Here is a 17796-nt window from a genome sequence, read left to right as displayed (position 1 = left end):
ATATCATGTGCTTTGTAGACGTACAAAGAATGCTTTTATAAATGGCTGATCAGCAAAAACCCAAGCGCCAGGGTAAGATGGTGAAACATGTATCAACATAAATTTTATTTATTATGAAAAAATTAAATGGAATTAAGAGTTTTTCTTCATTGGAAAACAAAAAACTAACCGATTTAAGTGCTATCGACGGTGGTCGTCATATTGGTGCTTCTATTGTTTATTCTAATTTCTTAAATGAAGAAGGTAGACAAGACATAGATACCTATGATCAAGATGGCAAGTTTAGAGGCAGAATTTGGGATAATATATCTCCGGGTTGTTAGCCCTCAACTTTAACCGAAAAAAATGGTAAACCTTGGTAGATTTTCTATCAATTTAATTCTTAAAAAATGAAAAAACTAAGTGGAATTAAGAAGAGCTTCTCTTCTTTAGAAAACAAAAAACTAACAGATTTAACTATGGTTCAAGGTGGCCGTCGTCCATCTATTGGTGCATCTGATGTCCGTTCAAACTTCTTAAACGCTCAAGGTCAACAAGACATTGATGCCTATGACCAATATGGAAATTGGAGTTTCAGATACTGGGACAATCTATCTCCGGGATGTTAGCACTCAACTTTAACTATAATAAAAAATGGTAAAACCTTGGTAGATTTCTATCAATTTAATTCTTAAAAAATGAAAAAACTAAAAGGAATCAAAGATCTTTCTAATTTGGAAAAGAAGAAATTCGACATGAAAATCATGGGTGGGTTAGCTATGTCTGGTAGCACTGGCTTTTATGAAATTCAATCAAATTTCGTTGATGCGCATGGCTGCCATGATGTAGACGTTTATGATGGAAACGGGGGAACATACTTATCAAGAGTATGGATCAGAGATGGGAAATTCCCTCACTTTAATTAACTGAACTTCTGTTATAATCAAAAAATTTTCAAACACAAGCTGTTTTTGCAAGCACAAGCAGCTTGTGTTTTAGAAAAATGCTGATATTCTCAAATTCCCTTAACGTTCAAATCTATGATTTTAATAATCTCTAAAAACAATGAAATCACGACTACAGAGGTGATAAAGTGGCTCATTGTTATGAATAAAAAATTTATTCGTGTTCATGAAGATGAGGTTTTTGAAATTAATACCCTAAAAAAAAGAATCCTGCTCAAAAGTTATCGAAATCAATTTTTTATTGATGAAATAAGTGCGGTTTGGTATCGAAGAGGAGGTATAGTATTTAAGACGCTAAACTATCAAAATCAAGCTATAGATCGTTATATGTTTGAGGTACAACATTGGTTAATAGATTATGTAATCAAGTCTTTGGAAGGAAAAAGACATATCAACAAACAAAGTAATAGCCATTTAAACAAGCTGCTAGTTTTAGAAAAAGCAAAACAAATAGGACTGGACGTACCGCCTTATTTTTTGGCTGAGGATATGGAAGATGTTATCATCGATCAGACTATAGTAAAACCTATCACAGGGACGCCCATAGTAGATCATATCCAAGAAAATCAGAATGGCATTATGTATACATCGGTTATTGAACAAAAGAAAGAGTCTAGCTTCTTCATTTCTTTTTTCCAAGAAAAAATCGAAAAAGATTTTGAAATACGAAGCTTCTATTTAAACGGAAAAGTTTATTCGACAGCCATCATTTCACAAAACGATGAAAAGACCAAAATTGATCATAGAAGATATAATAGCAAAATCCCCAATAGAAATGTGCGATATAAACTTCCAGCAGAAATAGAACATAAAATTGATTTATTGATGCAGTCATTAGATTTAAACTCTGGCTCTGTGGATTTCATAAAATCTGCTGATAAATTTTATTTTTTAGAAATTAATGCGATTGGTCAATTCTTGGGCATGTCAGAAGCCTGCAATTATGATTTAGAAAGAGAAATAGCAGCATACTTATAATATGGAAAGAAAAGCAAAAGATGTAATAATCAAGGAAGAAAATAAACTTCCATTGACCTTTGAATACATGGAGTTTTTTGGCAGTAAGCGTTCTGATAATTTAGATTCAGGCTCATCTCCATATCTAAAATGTAAAAAATATCAAACTGAATTTCACAACAGACAAGTTCTTTATAAAGCCATGACTAGAATGCTATGAAATATTTTAACCTATACAGCAACATATTCTTAACTAAAGGTGCCAATAGGATCTTAATTTCTGATTTACAGCGAAACAATTCTGAGTTACAGTCTTTAGAATTGAATGATATTATTGAAGAGTTGAAATCGAATTCCATTGAGGAAGTATTTGCCTTTTATGATGAAGAATCAAAAGAGATAGCACAAGAATATCTAGACTTTTTACTGGAAAAAGAGTACGGTTTTATTACTGCTGGAAACTGGGATAAGAACTTCCCTCCACTTTCTCTTGAGTACGTTGATTATAACAAAACTTCGAACTTGTTTATGGAACGAAATGAATTAATCATTCCGATAAAGCTACTCCAATCGATAGAAAATTTACAAATACCGCACTTGGTAATTTATTGTAACGGTAAACCATCACTGAACGAGTTTTTAAAGTTGGATGCTGATTTTGAAAACTCTACTGTAGAAACCATCGAAATTTTTGCTCCCTATCATGCCGCGATTGATGAGAATTATATTAAGCATTTAAGCGAAAACACTTCGAGGATGTATAATCTGGTATTTTACAATTGCCATAAAAAACCTTTTAAAGTGGAAGATATTTTTAGGTTTAATCTATTATTCACTTCCCAAGATTTAAAAATTAATTCTTGCGGAAAAGTAGACTTAAAGTATTTTGATACAAACATTATGAAGGTTTTAGAAGCCGTTAATCATAATTCTTGCCTTCATAAAAAAATCGGTATTGATATACATGGCAATATCAAAAACTGTCCGGCAATGCATAATAGCTTCGGAAACATAAATAACACCACTTTAGAAGAAGCAATCCTCCATAAGGATTTTAAAAAATATTGGAACCTAACTAAGGCTGAAATTGAGGTTTGCAAAGATTGTGAGTTTCGTAACGTTTGTACAGATTGTAGGGCTTTTACTGAGCAAACCCACAAAAACAATGAAGGCTTAGACATTTCCAAACCCTTAAAATGTGGTTATAACCCATATACTAACCGATGGGATGAGTGGAGCACCAATCCACTTAAGCAGAAAGCAATACAAAATTATGGTCTGTAAAATTGCTGCCATTAAGATGCGATATCGTCATTAAAAACTATTAAAAAACGAATTTCGTGAATAAACATACAGATATCGTTTCAATGCCACCGAATATCAACTACCACGTATTAGGCCCTGTATTTATACCGAAATTTAAGTGCAAGCAACACTAGAACAACTTAGATTTTGAATTCTATCAACATTGTTTGCCAACAAACCCAAACGCCAGGGCTTAGATGGCGATATCTATCAAACTAAAATTTTAAAAATGAAAAAATTAGAAAAGCTCGAATCAAAAAGAGTAAAATCAATCCATGCTATTACTGGTGGAAAAGCAATGATGATGGATACATCTCTTGCTGAATCTGGTGGTGCTACGTTTAAGAAAGCAGTTTCTGACCACGGAAACCACAATTGCACAGATTACTACTCTGATCCACGAAAACCACATGACTGTCCGGGCGGTTTGCACGGGTAAAAACTTGTAGTGCTGCTACGGCAGCACTACACCTAAATACAAAAACAGAGATTCGTTACATGAAAAATCAAATCCTAATTTTAAGTCAAACCAACATGGAAGCTGCTACAGACTACGTTTGCATGTGGCTTGATTTTTACAAGGCCACATTTACACGTTTAAATGGCGAAGATCTTTTTACTCTAAAAGGGCTAGGTAGCCTTCCTAAAAACGAAGATGTTGCTATGGTATGGTATCGCAGAAAAGTGGCTAGTTTCCCAACTCGCTACAAGCTAAAAAAGGAAAATTTTGATAATCAGTATGTGATGGATCGTTTTCTGAATAATGAGTACGATGTATTACACAATCATTTATGCTACTTAATTGATAAACAAAAATGGCTTAATGATCCTGCTACCGAAGATAAACTCAACAAACTAAGCGTCTTATTTTTGGCTAAAAAATTAGGTTTAAATATCCCGCATACAGAGGTTTTAACAGACAAGCGTTCGTTAATTGAACTAATGCAAATATATCCTCAACTTATTGTAAAGCCATTAAGCGAATGCGTATTATTTTCAGATAATGATGGGGCTTACTTTAAGATGTTAACTGAAGTGATTAGCATAAGGAATATTAAAGCTGTCCCTGAAACCTTTTTCCCTTCTTTGGTACAGCAAGGGATAAATAAAAAATTTGAATTGAGGGTATTTTATTTAGCTGGCGTATTTTATGCTATGGCGATTTTCTCCCAAGAAAATAAAAAAACAGTTTCCGACTTCAGAAATTACGATGATAAAAGACCAAACAGAACCGTACCCTACATACTGCCCTATGAAATTGAAAATAAGTTAAGCCACTTGATGACGGCACTTAGTTTCGAAACAGGTTCAATTGATCTGATGGTTGATCGTGAAGGAAATTACTATTTCTTAGAGATTAATCCGGAAGGGCAGTTTGGAATGGTTTCACATCCATGCAATTACTATTTAGAAAGAGAAATGGCAAAAGTTTTAACCAATAAATGCTCGGCATGAAAAAAAAATTCATCAATATATTAAAGATAAAAACACAGCTTCCTTTAGCAATCTATCTTTTAGAAAAGGATGTAGAAAGAAATAAAAAAGCTAAAATTAGTATCCGAAAATATGAAAAAGCTAAAAAAATTAATGCCGAAGGATATGAATTAGTGAATTTCTATAAAGCAATTTCAAAATTTTAATATGACCTACCTCAACCTATTTGCCAATTGTTTGCTTGTAAAAGGTGCTAACAGATCTTTGATTTGCGATTTGCAGCTGAATAAATCTTATCCTATTTCTAATGGTGTATATGATATTTTAAGCTTTTTAAAAGAGCATGCTATTGAAGACTGCATTGATAAATATGGACTAGTAAACGAAGAAGCAATATTAAGTTATGTAGATTTCATTTTGTATAAAGAATTAGGATTTAAAGACGATCGTATCTTAGAAGAGCTAGCTCCCTTAAATTTGAGTTGGGATAATTTTTCTGATATCACTAATGTGATAATTGAGTACAATGAAAACCTTAACTACGACTGTCAATTCATAAAACAACTATTTAATCTCAATGTAAGCGGATTGGAAATTCGCTGTTATCATTCTCCCAATCTTGAAAAATTAGGGGCTTTTTTAGAAACATTTAACGGAACGGTTTTAAACCATATCAAACTGATACTTCCATATTCTTCAGACTTGAATATTAAAGTATTAGAAAAATTGATAAAAAAGAACCTTCGAATTAAGAACTTTTTAATTCACTCGGCACCATCAGATACTACTTTTAAAGTTTATAAAGACAGTGTGCAGGTTATTCATTTTGCGCAAGCTATTAACAACTGTTTATTCTGCGGCATGATACGCTCTGCCTACTTTACCACTAACATAGAACTTTTTACAGAGAGCCAACACCACAATACTTGCCTAAACAGAAAGCTTTCTATCACAGGAGACGGATTAATAAAAAATTGTCCATCAATGCAGGAAAGCTATGGAAATATGCTAGAAACTGAATTAGATAATGTATTGGCGGATAAAGATTTCAGGAAATATTGGAACTTAAAAAAAGATGACGTTGCGGTATGTAAGGAATGTGAGTTTAGATACGTTTGTACAGATTGTAGGGCTTTTACAGAGCAAACCAAAAAAAACAATGAAGGCTTAGACATTTCCAAACCCTTAAAGTGTGGTTATAACCCATATACTAACCAATGGGATGAGTGGAGCACCAATCCGCTTAAGCAGAAAGCAATACAAAATTATGGCATGCAACAATTGAATCGAGATGCTTAAAGAATTCCCCTTTTATAAACAACCAGATGCAAAAGACTGTGGCCCTACTTGCTTGCGTATTATAGCGAAACATTACCATAAAAGTATTTCGTTACAGCAAATCAGAACCCTATCAGAAACAACCAGAGAAGGCAGCGGTTTACACGAATTAAGTAACGCTGCAGAAACGTTAGGCTTTAGAACATTAGGTGTTAAAATAAATTTTAATACGTTAGTTGCCGATGCACCAATGCCTTGTATGGTGCATTGGAATAAAAACCATTATGTAGTCGTTTACAAAATTGATAAAGCCAATAAGGTATACGTTTCAGATCCCGGTTACGGCTTGATTACCTATACGAAAGAAGAATTTATTAAACATTGGATTGGTGAAAATGCCCACGATAAAACTGAAGAAGGCATAGCACTTATTTTAGAAACCAGTCCATCATTTTATAAAAATGATTTTGATGACGAGGAGAAGAAAACAAGTTTCTCTTTTCTTTTAAAATATTTGTTAAAATATAAATCACTTGTTATTCAATTGGTTGTGGGTTTATTAGCGGGTAGTTTATTATCGCTTATATTTCCATTCCTCACCCAAAGCATTGTTGATGTTGGGATACAAAATCAAGATATTAACTTTATTTATCTCGTTTTACTGGCGCAGGTAATGCTTTTCTTAGGAAAAATGGGAATTGACATTATCCGAAGCTGGATATTGCTACATCTTTCTACCAGAATTAACATCTCCATCATCTCAGATTTTTTCATCAAGCTCATGAAACTTCCCATCAGTTTCTTTGATACAAGAATGACTGGAGACATTATGCAAAGGATTAATGATCACCATAGAATAGAACAGTTACTAACCAACTCTTCACTTAACACCCTTTTCTCGCTGGTAAACCTGTTCATTTTTAGCATCGTACTCTTGCTTTATGATTATCGCCTGTTTGTTGTTTATTTATTTGGTGCTGTTCTATATGTGGCCTGGATTAGTTTTTTTCTTAAAAAAAGAAAGGAACTGGATTACAAAATGTTCTCTCAAATCGCACAAGAGCAAAGTACAGTAATTGAGTTGATTAACGGCATGCAGGAAATAAAAATGCATAATGCCGAAAAACAGAAACGTTGGGGCTGGGAATTTTTACAGGTAAAGTTATTTAGAATTAGAATCAAGTCACTTTCATTAGAACAATGGCAATCGGTAGGTGGTGGTTTTATCAATCAGATTAAAGATATTTTAGTGAGTTTTCTTGCCGCAAAACTGGTACTAGAAGGCAATCTTACGCTGGGCATGATGCTTTCAGTGCAATATATTATTGGCCAGTTAAACAGCCCATTATTACAGTTGATTGATTTTATTAAACAAACACAAGATGCCAAAATTTCTTTGGAAAGGTTGGGAGAAATTCATGATAAAGATGATGAAGAAGGCAAAGAAAAACAATATGATTTCGAAATTCCACCAAAAGATATAGAATTAAATAATGTTTCATTCAGATATACAGGATCTGACTCATTTGTTTTCCAGGGGTTAAATCTTACTATTCCCTATCAAAAAACCACTGCAATAGTGGGTGCCAGTGGCAGTGGTAAAACCACATTATTAAAGCTTTTAACAAAATTTTATGAGCCAGATAAAGGCGAAATAAAAATTGGGAATACCGATATGAAAAATATCTCCCCGAGGTATTGGCGAAGCCATTGCGGTGTAGTCATGCAGGAGAGTTATGTGTTTAATGACACCATCGCTAATAATATTGCCGTTGGCGATGACACTATAGATAAGCAAAAATTAAGGAAGGCGGTAGAAATTGCCAACATACAGGATTTTATCGAAACCTTACCATTAAGCTACAATACTAAAATCGGCAATGAGGGTGTAGGTGTTAGTGGTGGACAAAAGCAGCGGTTATTTATTGCCAGAGCAGTTTATAAATCGCCAGACTACATTTTTTTTGATGAGGCAACCAGTGCATTAGATGCCAATAACGAAAAAATTATCATCGAAAATTTAGCGCGATTTTTCGAAGGAAAAACGGCCATAGTAATTGCCCACCGACTTTCTACTGTTAAACATGCCGATAAAATTATTGTGCTGGATAAAGGAATGGTTGTAGAAGAAGGCAGCCACAATGATTTGGTTGAAAAAAAAGGAGAATATTATAGATTAATTAAAAATCAGCTAGAACTTGGAAACTAAAAGAGATAAATTGGATGAAATAGAACTCCGATCGGAAGCCGTACAAGATGTTTTGGCAGAACCACCACACTGGATGTTCCGTTGGGGCAATGTGGTTATTTTGGGTATTCTTTTGATGATTTTATTAATGAGCTATTTTATTAAATATCCAGAATTTATACCAGCTCCAATTATCGTTACTTCTCAAAATCCGCCAGAAAAGCTTCAGGTTAGAACTGATTCTAAAATCGAAAAAATATTTATCACCGATCACCAAAAAGTTAAGAAAAATGAAATATTGATGATTTTACAATCAACAGCCAACTATAAAGATATTTTACAACTCAAAAAAATAATCGATTCCGTTTCTGCTGATCAACTGGTTTCTTTTCCAGTTGAAAAAATATCAAGGCTTAAATTAGGCGAATTGCAAAGCGATTACAATAATTTTGCCAAGGCCTTTCAGGATGAAAAATTGTTTACACGACTCAAACCTTACGACCCGGAAAATGTAGCCACTGCTCAAAATATTGCTGCGTATAAAAGCAGAATCACAACACTGAAACGGCAAAAAACATTCGAATTGGAGAAATATGAATTGATTAAGAAAAATTACCAAAGAGCCCAAACATTGTTGAATCAAAAAGTAATCTCCACTTTTGAATTTGAGAATGAAAAAATTAAATTTCTACAAGCACAGCAAAGTCTGGAGAATATACATATCTCCTTATCTCAAACCAGAGAGGCCATTTTTAATCTGGATAAAACAAAAAGTGGTTCGACAATAAATGCGGAGAAAGATAAAATCAATTTTGCTTCTCAAACCTTACAGTTACTGGAACAATTGCGCCGATCGTTAAGAGAATGGGAACAGAACTATTTAATTATTTCCTCAACGGATGGGGTGGCTAGCTTTCAGCAATTTTGGGGCGAAAACCAATTTGTAAAACGTGGAGATGCCATTTTATCTATTCTGCCAAACGATAAAAAAAAACTGATTGGAAGGATGTTTGTTCCGGCTAGCAATTCTGGCAAGATTGCCAAAGGAGAAAAGGTGCTAATCAAATTGGATAACTATCGCTTTCAAGAATATGGCATTGTAGAAGGTAGGGTTCAAAATATTTCCTTTACACCAGACGAGAAAGGAAATTATTATGTAGATGTGGTATTGCCTAAAGGACTAAAAACTTCTTATCATAAAACGCTTCTTTTTGACAAAGAACTAAAAGGAAATGCTGAAATTGTAACTGAAGATTTAAGATTAATTGAAAGGTTTTTCTATCAGATTAGAAAGTTGTTAGGTTATCAATCCTAGTTTGATTATTCAAGCTAAAAATTCTTTACTTGAAAAATCGCTATGCAAATACAAAATCAAATATTTAAAATGTTTTTTATAGCATTTATCTCACTAAGGAGCTGCAATGAAGCAAGGCAATCAAACGCACAACTGTAACCCTTAAAATCTTTCGATTGATAGCCTTCATTGGATTTCCTGAAACGCTACATATTTAGCCGGGACGGACGCTTTGTTTACCTCGGTTATCAATCTTTCAGATCGGAAGTAAAAAACTACTCCCGCCACCATAAAGATTAAATTTTTTGATCAATACAGATTGAGATTAAAGATTCAGCTCTTTTGAGCTTATCCAAATCAATTTATTTTTCGTAGAAAACCGATAGGTGTCCTGCCACCAGCGGGCACCACCGCGACAGGTACTGTAGAGTAATTTCTTTTTTTTATCCAAGGTAACATTACAAAGTTCACTACATTCAGCATTGGTATAATCTGGTTCGACCATTTTTTCAAACCGTTTACTTACCGGATTATACAACCAGATTCCGAAGGTTCTATACACCCCCATCCCTGCATCAGGAATCGAAAAACCTAAGTCATCGTAACCATCAAAATTATAATCTTCAATATAACTTTGCCTTCTTGCATCTGGCGAATCCTCATCTGGCAAAACCGAGGTCGTTTTTTGTCCATCAGGATATTCAATCTCAACCTTATTATTATTTATCCGGTTGAATTTGATAAACGCCCCATGTACCAGGAGTGCGCTATTTCCATTGTCTTTTTTATTTTTAACATGGTGTAAGAAAAAACGTTTGCCATCTTTTTTACGTTGATACCAGCTGTTTTTTACAACGTCTTTGCTTTTACTCAGCCCGTACTGACCATTTACTTTCCCGGCGATTACCTCATCCCATACAAAAGTTTCGATGTCTGGTTTTCCGTTTCGGCGACCGCTGGTATCCAGCTGATAGCTTTTAACTTGTAAAGCGATTACCTGAGTTTGCCCTTTATATTTCACACCTGCGCCTTTCCCCTTATTGCCAAAATCAAGATCCAGCATAAAAGACTTGCTGAGACCTGTGTATTGAAAAGTGAAGGGCTGAGCGAAAGACTTAACAGCAAATATTATTAAGAAAAGGAAGAATAAGAAGGTTATTTTGTTCATATAGTTTCACTAAATTATCAATATTTCCAAATACTTATTGATTTCCTGAAATTTAAGATGACAGCTAGAAAATCTATTAGCTGATTAAAGATCCCTGAAGAATTAAAGTTCTCCAAAAGCGAGCAGAAAATAAATTTATTATAATTGCTTTTATCTAACCTTCTCATTTCAAAACAATTTCACCGTTTATTGGCTTTTAATTATATGAAAGTTTTAAAAGCAATTTTAGCCGGTTTTGCTGGGGCCGCAGCCTTAAATATATTACATGAAACTGTCCGCAGGTTTGACCGTGATGCACCGAGAGTAGATTTATTAGGAGAAGAAGCCTTAACCAAATCTTTGAAGAGCCTGAATATTAAAGCACCTACCGGCAATAACCTCTATGCCGCTACGTTGGCAGGAGATCTCATTAGCAACGGAATTTATTACACCACCATCGCCATGTCTGGCAGCAAAAACCTCTACCTTAAAGGTGCAGTTGCTGGCTTAACCGCTGGTTTAGGAGCAATCAAACTTCCGGATAAAATGGGTTTGGATGATGAACCTGTAACTAAAACAGATAAGACTAAGGCACTTACAGTAGCCTGGTATCTGATTGGTGGATTAGTTACCGCAGCTGTTTTTAATCGGTTAAACAGGGATTAGCTGATGAGGAAACTGCAGTTTGTTTTTATTTCAGTACTTACAGCTATCGCTTTTATTTCTTGCAAAACAGGTTCTGTAAATCTTTTTAAAGCTGCCAGTCCGCACGAACAATACAAAAGAAAATTAGAAACTGCCGGTTTAGATAAAACCGCAATGGGTTTGGCATGGATAAATGCAGCAGAATCAAGTATTCAGAAAGCTTTAAACATCACTATACCCTATCAGGAAACCGGCTATTTCGATGCTGGTAAAATTCCGGCCGCGTCCTATCGGTTTTCAGCAACTAAGGGTCAGAAAATTACCATTAGTGTAAGTAAAAAACCAGCCCAATCTGCACTTTATTTGGATCTATGGCACCTTGACGACGTTAATAATCCAAAACGAATTGCATCAGCAGATACCTTAAATAACCCCATCCAATACGAAATAAATGATACGGGGAGTTATTTGATCAGGCTCCAGCCAGAATTACTTCAGAGTGTAGCATATACATTGGAAATTACTACTGGTCCATCGCTCGCTTTCCCAACGCAATCGAAAAGCAAAAGTATTGGCAGTTTCTGGGGAGATGGACGAGACAATAATGCCAGGAAACACGAGGGCGTAGATATTTTTGGCGCTCGCAGAAGTCCGGTTATAGCCAGCGCAAACGGAACGATTACACGGGTAAATGAAAATAACCTCGGTGGGAAAGTAGTTTGGCTGAGACCTGCCGGAAAAGATTATACTTTATATTATGCACATCTGGATGAACAGGTTGCAAGGGAAGGGCAAGAAGTAAAGATTGGAGATACCATAGGTTTAATGGGCAATACTGGTAATGCCAAAACCACCGCCACCCACTTGCATTTTGGCATTTATACCTCCGGCGGAGCGGTAAATCCTCTTCCGTATATCAATCCAATCAGCAAAGCCCCAGTCAATATTAATGCGAACCTGGATAATCTGAACAAAACGTTAAGAACTTCATCGAAAGAAAATCTATATGGTTCGCCAGAAAATAAATCGGCAATCGTATCTACACTAACTTCAGGAACAATCATCAACGTAAATTCAGCAACCGGAAATTTTTATAAAGTAGCGTTACCCGATGGAAACACTGGTTTCATCAATAGCAAAGAACTGGTTCAAACCACTAAACCCCTTCAAAAGCTAAAGATTAAATCACAACAGGAAAAAGTATATGATCAACCCGACAGCTTAGCAGCAGTTAAAATTAATTTAAGAGCCGGACAAACCGTTTACGTTCTTGGTACTTTTAAGAATTATCAGCTAATCAGCGATGAAAATGCACAAGTTGGCTGGATTGTTAAGTAAATTTGAACATGAAGATATTTCAACAAGCCTTATCATTAAGAGAACGAAGACGTGGATTCCACATCATCACGGATGAAGTGGAAAATGCTCTACCTGAGATTAGCGAAATTAAAACCGGAATCTGCCAGGTGTTTATTCAGCATACTTCTGCATCATTAACTATAAATGAAAATGCTGACCCAACTGTTCGGGTTGATTTTGAAATGTTCTTTAATAAAACAGTTCGCGAGAACGATCCTGATTACAGACATGATTATGAGGGATCTGATGATATGCCAGCACATTTAAAATCGGCGTTGCTGGGCAATTCAGTAACTATTCCAATCAGCAATGGCAGGCTTGCTTTAGGTACCTGGCAAGGCATTTATTTATGTGAGCATCGAAATTATGGTGGCTCCAGACAATTGGTGATCACTGCCTGGGGAGCGTAATCCGCATTTCAATTTAATCAATTTGTAATGGGTTCGTTCCCATTACAAATCTCAATAGCCAATCAAATTTAAAGGAAGGTAATCAAAGGATTACTGATCTTTTGCATTTTGCTTAACTTCTTCTACCAACTCGGGATGGTTATCCTGGATAGAACCTCCACCGGTTTCCACTTCAACCTCTTTTGTAGTTACAGCATAATGAGAAGGGTAAATTTCAGATCCATAAGCAATGGCATAAGCTTTTGTAAATTCTGCACCGAAATAGAGTATAATTGAGGAATAATAGGTCCAGAGCAATACGACTACCAATGATCCTGTAGCACCATAAGTTCCGCCTACATCACTTTTCCCAATATAAAGAGAGATAGCGAATTTACCAATCATAAACAAAATGGCAGTAACTACTGCACCAGCAATCACATCTTTCCATTTAATAATCGCATCTGGCAATACCTTGAATATTACGCCGAAAATTAAAGAAATCACCGCCAGGGTAACTGCCTGGTTAATCACGTAAAAAATATAATAAGAAACATCTGCAAAACGGGCTTGTAGCCTTCCGCTAAAAGCATCTAAAAGTGACGTTACCCCTAAAGAGACCAATAAAACGAAACCTAAGCTAATGATTACAGAAAATGATAAAAAGCGATTCTGAAGCATTTTTACCCAGCCTCTTTTTGGTTTGGGTTTAATTCCCCAAATGGTATTTATAGAATCCTGAATATCTCCAAAAATAGTTGTCGAACCGATTAATAAAGTAACAATTCCAATAATCAGCGCAAAGGTACTTTTACCATCCAGGTAAGCGTTTTTGATCAATTCTTGTAGTGAGGTAGCAGATTCGCGGCCTAAAAAACCTTCCAGTTGTTCATAAACCTGTCCTTCTGCAATCTCTCTCCCTAAAAATATACCACACAAGGAAATCACTACAACGAGCAGCGGAGCCATAGAAAATACAGTGTAGTAAGCAAGCGAGCCACTTAATTTGGTTACTTTATGATCACCAAAACCTGTAAAAGCTGCTTTGAGCACGCTCCATATTCCTTTTAAAGTGATTTTAGTTTTTGCCATAAGTATCGGATAGATGAATATATTATACCTATGTCTAACCTATCAGAGACAAAATTGTTTAAATTTTATAGCAATGAATATAAAGTCACCACACTTTTACGAATTTACAGGAATCGAGAAGCAAAACGTAGAACCTTTACCTTCCACAGAATCTACCCAGATTTTACCGCCTAATCTTTTTACAATCTCTGAAGAGATATATAGCCCCAAACCTAAGCCAGGAAAAGTATGTTCCTTTTCGCCACTTACGCGGTAAAACTGTTCAAAAACATGATCTTGTAATTCAGCGCTGATGCCAATCCCATAATCTCTCACCGAAACCTGAACACTATCCTGATGATCAACCGTATAAATGATAACTTCATTTGCATCGGGTGAATATTTAACTGCATTGGTTAATAAATTTGTAACCACCTGGCAAATGCGGTCGCGATCGCCGACTATATTTCTCTTGAAATTTAAATCAGGATGAATAATGTGCTTAAAAGAGGTCCGCTGAACATCTTCAATTACTTCCTCTACCATTTCGTTGAAATCAAACTCCGTTTCATTAAACTGCAGCCTTCCCGAATTAATTTTGGTTACATCGAGCAAGTCGCTAATCAGATTGGTTAACCGGTCTACCTGTTTATTCATTTTGCCAAGCAGATCAGCATTTTTAAAATCCCCGGAGCGTTTAAACATCGATTCCATCACCTGCGCATAGGCTTTGAGGCTGGTTACCGGCGTTTTCAATTCATGACTGGCAATCCCTAAAAAATTATCTTTCTGTTTTTCGAGTTCCTTTTGATCGTGAACATCTGTGTTGGTACCATACCATTTTATAATATTCCCTTCCGCATCTTTTAATGGAATGGCCCTCACCAGGTGCCAGCGGTAGTCTCCAAATTTATCTAAGCACCGGAATTCTACCTCGTATGCATTTCCGCTTTCCAAAGATGCAGTCCAGGTCTTTACCGCATTTGGAACATCATCCGGGTGAATATTTTCTGCCCAGCGGGCACCCAGGGTTTCCTCATCACTTTTACCAGTTTGGTCAAACCATCTTTTATTGATATAATCGAGATTTCCATCTGGCTTGCTCGACCAAACCACCGGAGGCACGCTATTGGCTAAAAACTCCAGTTCATCAACAGCACTTTGTAAAGCTGCATTTTTATCGGCAAGAATTTTCCTGATGTTCAACTCGGGCCGCAAATCCCTCGCTATCGCAGCCATAGCCACGGGCGCGTTTGTAAATTCTTCCCTAATCATATAAAACTGCTTATGAATAGGAATAATCTCGTGCGTTACCTGGTGTAGAAGCTCTAGCTCTCCAGACCATTTTCCATCTGCAAAGAGCACCGGAAAGATTTCATTTTTAATCTTTTCATTAGATGATGGCGTATGGTAATCGAACAAGCTTTTATTCAGCAGCTGATCCTCATTAATACCAATCAGTGCAATGCCCGATGGGTTGATGTAAAGGGTGCGGGCATTGATATCGCAATAATTACAAAAATCTTCGCTGCTATCAATAATGGTTGCCAGTTTCTGAAGATCTGCTTTTACCCGGATTTCGGGTCTCAAATCTCTGGCAGTAGCACCCCTGCCAATCACCTCTCCGGTTTCCGGATCTTTGATCAGCAGATAACTCACCATACAGGGAATCGTTTCCCGTGTTTGATAGTTGAGCAGGTTAATATGGCCCGTCCAGCCCTTTACCTCATCTATTTCTTTGATGATTTGGTTTTGAACGCGATTTAATTCTTCAGGGGTATAAAAATCTTTTGCACTAAATTTAGTTACGTCAGCATCCAGGGCTACGCCTAACATTTTCCTCGATGCTTCGTTCATATACATCACCCTGCCATCTAAGCCGGCAATCGTCATGTGATCTACATTGTTATTAACCAATGTTAACAGCTGATGCTCCCGTTGTTTAGCTTTAACTTCATTGGTTATATCCTGCGCGATACCGGCAAAACGATAGGCAATTTTATCATCGTTAAAGTAGGCTTTCCCTTTACAATGAACCCACCTGATCTGTTTATTTTCCGCATTAATGGTACGGTATTTTATATCATAGTGTCCATCGTTATCGTTGTTAACAGCTTTGGCTACTGCCTCACGAACCATTTCTTCATCGCGGGGATGGATACACGACAAGACTTCTTCATATTTGATCTCCCCTTCTTTCCGGAAGCCAAAAAGTTCCCTGCATTTAGCATCCCAGTTAACCTGATTATTAATCGGGTCTAAATCCCAGGTACCAATTTCAGCAGATAAAAGGGCGAAGGATAACCGTTGCTGCGTTTCAATAACCTGTTTTTTTACCTTTACCAGTTCTGTAAGGTGCGCAGCGGTATTAATAATGGCGAAAACCGCTCCCTCATCATTTCTGATTGGTTTGTAAGTGAAAGTAAAATAGAAGGTTTGTAGGGCACCATCCACCACTAAATCGGCTGGCGATTCTTCTGTGTGATAGGTTTCGCCACTTTGAAAAACCTGGCTTAAGATGTCGAAAAATGGCTGCCCTTCCAGCTCCGGAACAGCTTCCATCAGTTTTGTTCCGATAATTGATGCAGGCTTACCCCAAAGATCAAGCATGGCCTGGTTTGCAGCAATTACCACCATATCTTCTCCAACATATATAGCAGTTGGCATTGGCGATGCCTCTACGAGCGATTTATATCTCTCCTCCTCAGAAAATAGCGATACCATTAAATAGTTTTGTTCATTAAAGATATAAAATAAGATATGATTTAATGAAAAATAAGAGGCAATAAAAAAAGCCTTGATTTAATCAAGGCTCGGGTAATACTGTAGGCGTTATTTTGTTTTAATCCATGTGGCAAGATCGTTGACCAGGGCTTCTGAAACATTTTTTGGTATCTGGTATTGTGAGGTATTCGTCTTCTCCGTTTGCTCGCTGAGCAGGTGATTCAGCGCCGGATAATATTTTAGCTGAACGTTTTTCTTTTTGCCCAGTGCGGTGCTCCAAAGGTCGAAATCAGCCTTGCTAACCTGAAAATCGTTCCCGCCCTGTAATACAAAGATCCGTTGTTTGCCTAATCCTTTTGCTACGGAAACCTGATTATAGGCATTTAAATCTGCCCAGTATTTTGCTGGAATACCTAAGATTACTGAATCTGGTTTTATGGTGGTGCCCAGTTGCGTAATTCTGCTTTTATTGATTTCTTTTATGGCTTCATTGAGCTGCGTTTTATTCGCTGCTGTTGTATCTTTTGATAAACCGAACATATATCGATTTTGCTCGGTAATGATATCGCTGAGTTTTCTCGCCGGGGCTGCAGCCATGATAATTCCGGCAAGTTCAGGCGATGTGGTGGCCAATTTTGGAGCTAACATGCCACCAAGGCTATGGCCAAATACATATACTTGCTTTAAGTCTGCTCCCGGAATAGTTTTAGCCAGTGCAATTGCAGCTGTGGCATCATCCAGTACTTCTTCCTTTACCGTATAAGGTTTATTAAATTCATTGGCATAGATTAATGTTCTTTTTACGTAGCGTACGGAGCCAATTCCTTTAGCCGCTAAACCACCAGCAAGATCTTTAAAAGGCTTGTTTGCACCAATGGTTTCATCCATATCACTTGGCCCTGAACCATGAACAAACACCACTATAGGGAAATTTTTAACATTTTTAGGCGTAGTGATTACGGCTGCGAGTTGCCGGCCTGCCGGCAATGTCATTAAGTTAAGTGTTTAAATATCTGATTACCAACTATTTGACTTGTTTTTATGGGTTTATTTTCTTATAT

Annotated in this window: 19 protein-coding genes; 15 read left to right on the top strand and 4 right to left on the bottom strand. The window is 36.5% G+C overall.

The window, feature by feature from the left end:
• Positions 1 to 113: 113 nt before the first annotated feature.
• The 12 genes from GJU39_RS19985 (at position 114) to GJU39_RS19930 (ending at position 9421) form a co-directional block, all read left to right on the top strand.
• Positions 114 to 323, top strand: coding sequence for a TIGR04139 family peptide modification target (locus GJU39_RS19985; protein ID WP_154282775.1), 210 nt, complete (start codon positions 114 to 116; stop codon positions 321 to 323).
• Between the two features lie 66 nt (positions 324 to 389).
• Positions 390 to 608 carry a TIGR04139 family peptide modification target gene (locus GJU39_RS19980; protein WP_154282774.1) on the top strand — a complete coding sequence of 73 codons (219 nt, stop codon included), beginning with the start codon at positions 390 to 392 and terminating at the stop codon, positions 606 to 608.
• Positions 609 to 677: 69 nt separating this feature from the next.
• On the top strand, positions 678 to 905 hold the full coding sequence (locus GJU39_RS19975; protein WP_154282773.1) for a TIGR04139 family peptide modification target: 228 nt from the start codon (positions 678 to 680) through the stop codon (positions 903 to 905).
• A gap of 114 nt (positions 906 to 1019) precedes the next feature.
• On the top strand, positions 1020 to 1922 hold the full coding sequence (gene gwsG, locus GJU39_RS19970; RefSeq protein ID WP_154282772.1) for a grasp-with-spasm system ATP-grasp peptide maturase: 903 nt from the start codon (positions 1020 to 1022) through the stop codon (positions 1920 to 1922).
• A 1-nt stretch (position 1923) separates the two neighbouring features.
• Positions 1924 to 2121 carry a hypothetical protein gene (locus tag GJU39_RS19965; protein ID WP_154282771.1) on the top strand — a complete coding sequence of 66 codons (198 nt, stop codon included), beginning with the start codon at positions 1924 to 1926 and terminating at the stop codon, positions 2119 to 2121.
• The gene (gene gwsS / locus GJU39_RS19960) at positions 2118 to 3185 is read left to right on the top strand and encodes a grasp-with-spasm system SPASM domain peptide maturase (protein ID WP_154282770.1); all 1068 of its coding nucleotides are present in this window, start codon (positions 2118 to 2120) and stop codon (positions 3183 to 3185) included. The genes GJU39_RS19965 and gwsS (GJU39_RS19960) overlap by 4 nt, the downstream gene beginning before the upstream one ends.
• Positions 3186 to 3435: 250 nt before the next feature.
• Positions 3436 to 3645 carry a hypothetical protein gene (locus tag GJU39_RS19955; protein ID WP_154282769.1) on the top strand — a complete coding sequence of 70 codons (210 nt, stop codon included), beginning with the start codon at positions 3436 to 3438 and terminating at the stop codon, positions 3643 to 3645.
• A 59-nt stretch (positions 3646 to 3704) separates the two neighbouring features.
• Complete coding sequence (gene gwsG, locus GJU39_RS19950) at positions 3705 to 4661, top strand: grasp-with-spasm system ATP-grasp peptide maturase (RefSeq protein WP_154282768.1); 957 nt, start codon at positions 3705 to 3707, stop codon at positions 4659 to 4661.
• Complete coding sequence (locus GJU39_RS19945) at positions 4658 to 4846, top strand: hypothetical protein (RefSeq protein ID WP_154282767.1); 189 nt, start codon at positions 4658 to 4660, stop codon at positions 4844 to 4846. The genes gwsG (GJU39_RS19950) and GJU39_RS19945 overlap by 4 nt, the downstream gene beginning before the upstream one ends.
• Position 4847: 1 nt before the next feature.
• On the top strand, positions 4848 to 5939 hold the full coding sequence (gene gwsS / locus GJU39_RS19940) for a grasp-with-spasm system SPASM domain peptide maturase (RefSeq protein WP_154282766.1): 1092 nt from the start codon (positions 4848 to 4850) through the stop codon (positions 5937 to 5939).
• Positions 5932 to 8127, top strand: coding sequence for a peptidase domain-containing ABC transporter (locus GJU39_RS19935; RefSeq protein ID WP_154282765.1), 2196 nt, complete (start codon positions 5932 to 5934; stop codon positions 8125 to 8127). Before gwsS (GJU39_RS19940) ends, GJU39_RS19935 begins: the two co-directional genes overlap by 8 nt.
• Positions 8117 to 9421 (top strand): HlyD family secretion protein, encoded by a 1305-nt coding sequence (locus tag GJU39_RS19930; RefSeq protein WP_154282764.1) that lies wholly within the window; start codon positions 8117 to 8119, stop codon positions 9419 to 9421. Before GJU39_RS19935 ends, GJU39_RS19930 begins: the two co-directional genes overlap by 11 nt.
• Before the next feature lie 304 nt (positions 9422 to 9725).
• Here GJU39_RS19930 and GJU39_RS19925 read toward each other — a convergent pair whose 3' ends face one another.
• Entirely contained in the window at positions 9726 to 10568 is an 843-nt protein-coding gene (locus GJU39_RS19925) for an XAC2610-related protein (RefSeq protein WP_154282763.1), read from the bottom strand.
• Positions 10569 to 10772: 204 nt separating this feature from the next.
• Between GJU39_RS19925 and GJU39_RS19920 the strand changes: the two genes are divergently transcribed.
• Genes GJU39_RS19920 through GJU39_RS19910 form a run of 3 tightly spaced genes read left to right on the top strand, consistent with a single transcriptional unit; the run spans position 10773 to position 12961 of the window.
• Positions 10773 to 11213 carry a hypothetical protein gene (locus tag GJU39_RS19920; RefSeq protein ID WP_154282762.1) on the top strand — a complete coding sequence of 147 codons (441 nt, stop codon included), beginning with the start codon at positions 10773 to 10775 and terminating at the stop codon, positions 11211 to 11213.
• A 3-nt stretch (positions 11214 to 11216) separates the two neighbouring features.
• Complete coding sequence (locus tag GJU39_RS19915; RefSeq protein ID WP_154282761.1) at positions 11217 to 12530, top strand: peptidoglycan DD-metalloendopeptidase family protein; 1314 nt, start codon at positions 11217 to 11219, stop codon at positions 12528 to 12530.
• Positions 12531 to 12538: 8 nt separating this feature from the next.
• Positions 12539 to 12961, top strand: a complete 423-nt coding sequence (locus GJU39_RS19910; protein WP_154282760.1) for a secondary thiamine-phosphate synthase enzyme YjbQ — start codon at positions 12539 to 12541, stop codon at positions 12959 to 12961.
• A gap of 90 nt (positions 12962 to 13051) precedes the next feature.
• Here GJU39_RS19910 and GJU39_RS19905 read toward each other — a convergent pair whose 3' ends face one another.
• The 3 genes from GJU39_RS19905 to GJU39_RS19895 all read right to left on the bottom strand — a co-directional run bounded on the left by GJU39_RS19905 (position 13052) and on the right by GJU39_RS19895 (position 17728).
• The gene (locus GJU39_RS19905) at positions 13052 to 14032 is read right to left on the bottom strand and encodes a YihY/virulence factor BrkB family protein (protein ID WP_154282759.1); all 981 of its coding nucleotides are present in this window, start codon (positions 14030 to 14032) and stop codon (positions 13052 to 13054) included.
• 96 nt (positions 14033 to 14128) lie between these two features.
• Positions 14129 to 16735 carry a PAS domain-containing protein gene (locus GJU39_RS19900; RefSeq protein WP_154282758.1) on the bottom strand — a complete coding sequence of 869 codons (2607 nt, stop codon included), beginning with the start codon at positions 16733 to 16735 and terminating at the stop codon, positions 14129 to 14131.
• A gap of 108 nt (positions 16736 to 16843) precedes the next feature.
• On the bottom strand, positions 16844 to 17728 hold the full coding sequence (locus GJU39_RS19895) for an alpha/beta hydrolase family protein (protein ID WP_154282757.1): 885 nt from the start codon (positions 17726 to 17728) through the stop codon (positions 16844 to 16846).
• Positions 17729 to 17796: the final 68 nt, after the last annotated feature.

The organism is Pedobacter petrophilus (genome assembly GCF_009674725.1).
Lineage (GTDB): Bacteria > Bacteroidota > Bacteroidia > Sphingobacteriales > Sphingobacteriaceae > Pedobacter > Pedobacter petrophilus.
This window is presented reverse-complemented; position numbering and strand designations above follow the sequence as displayed.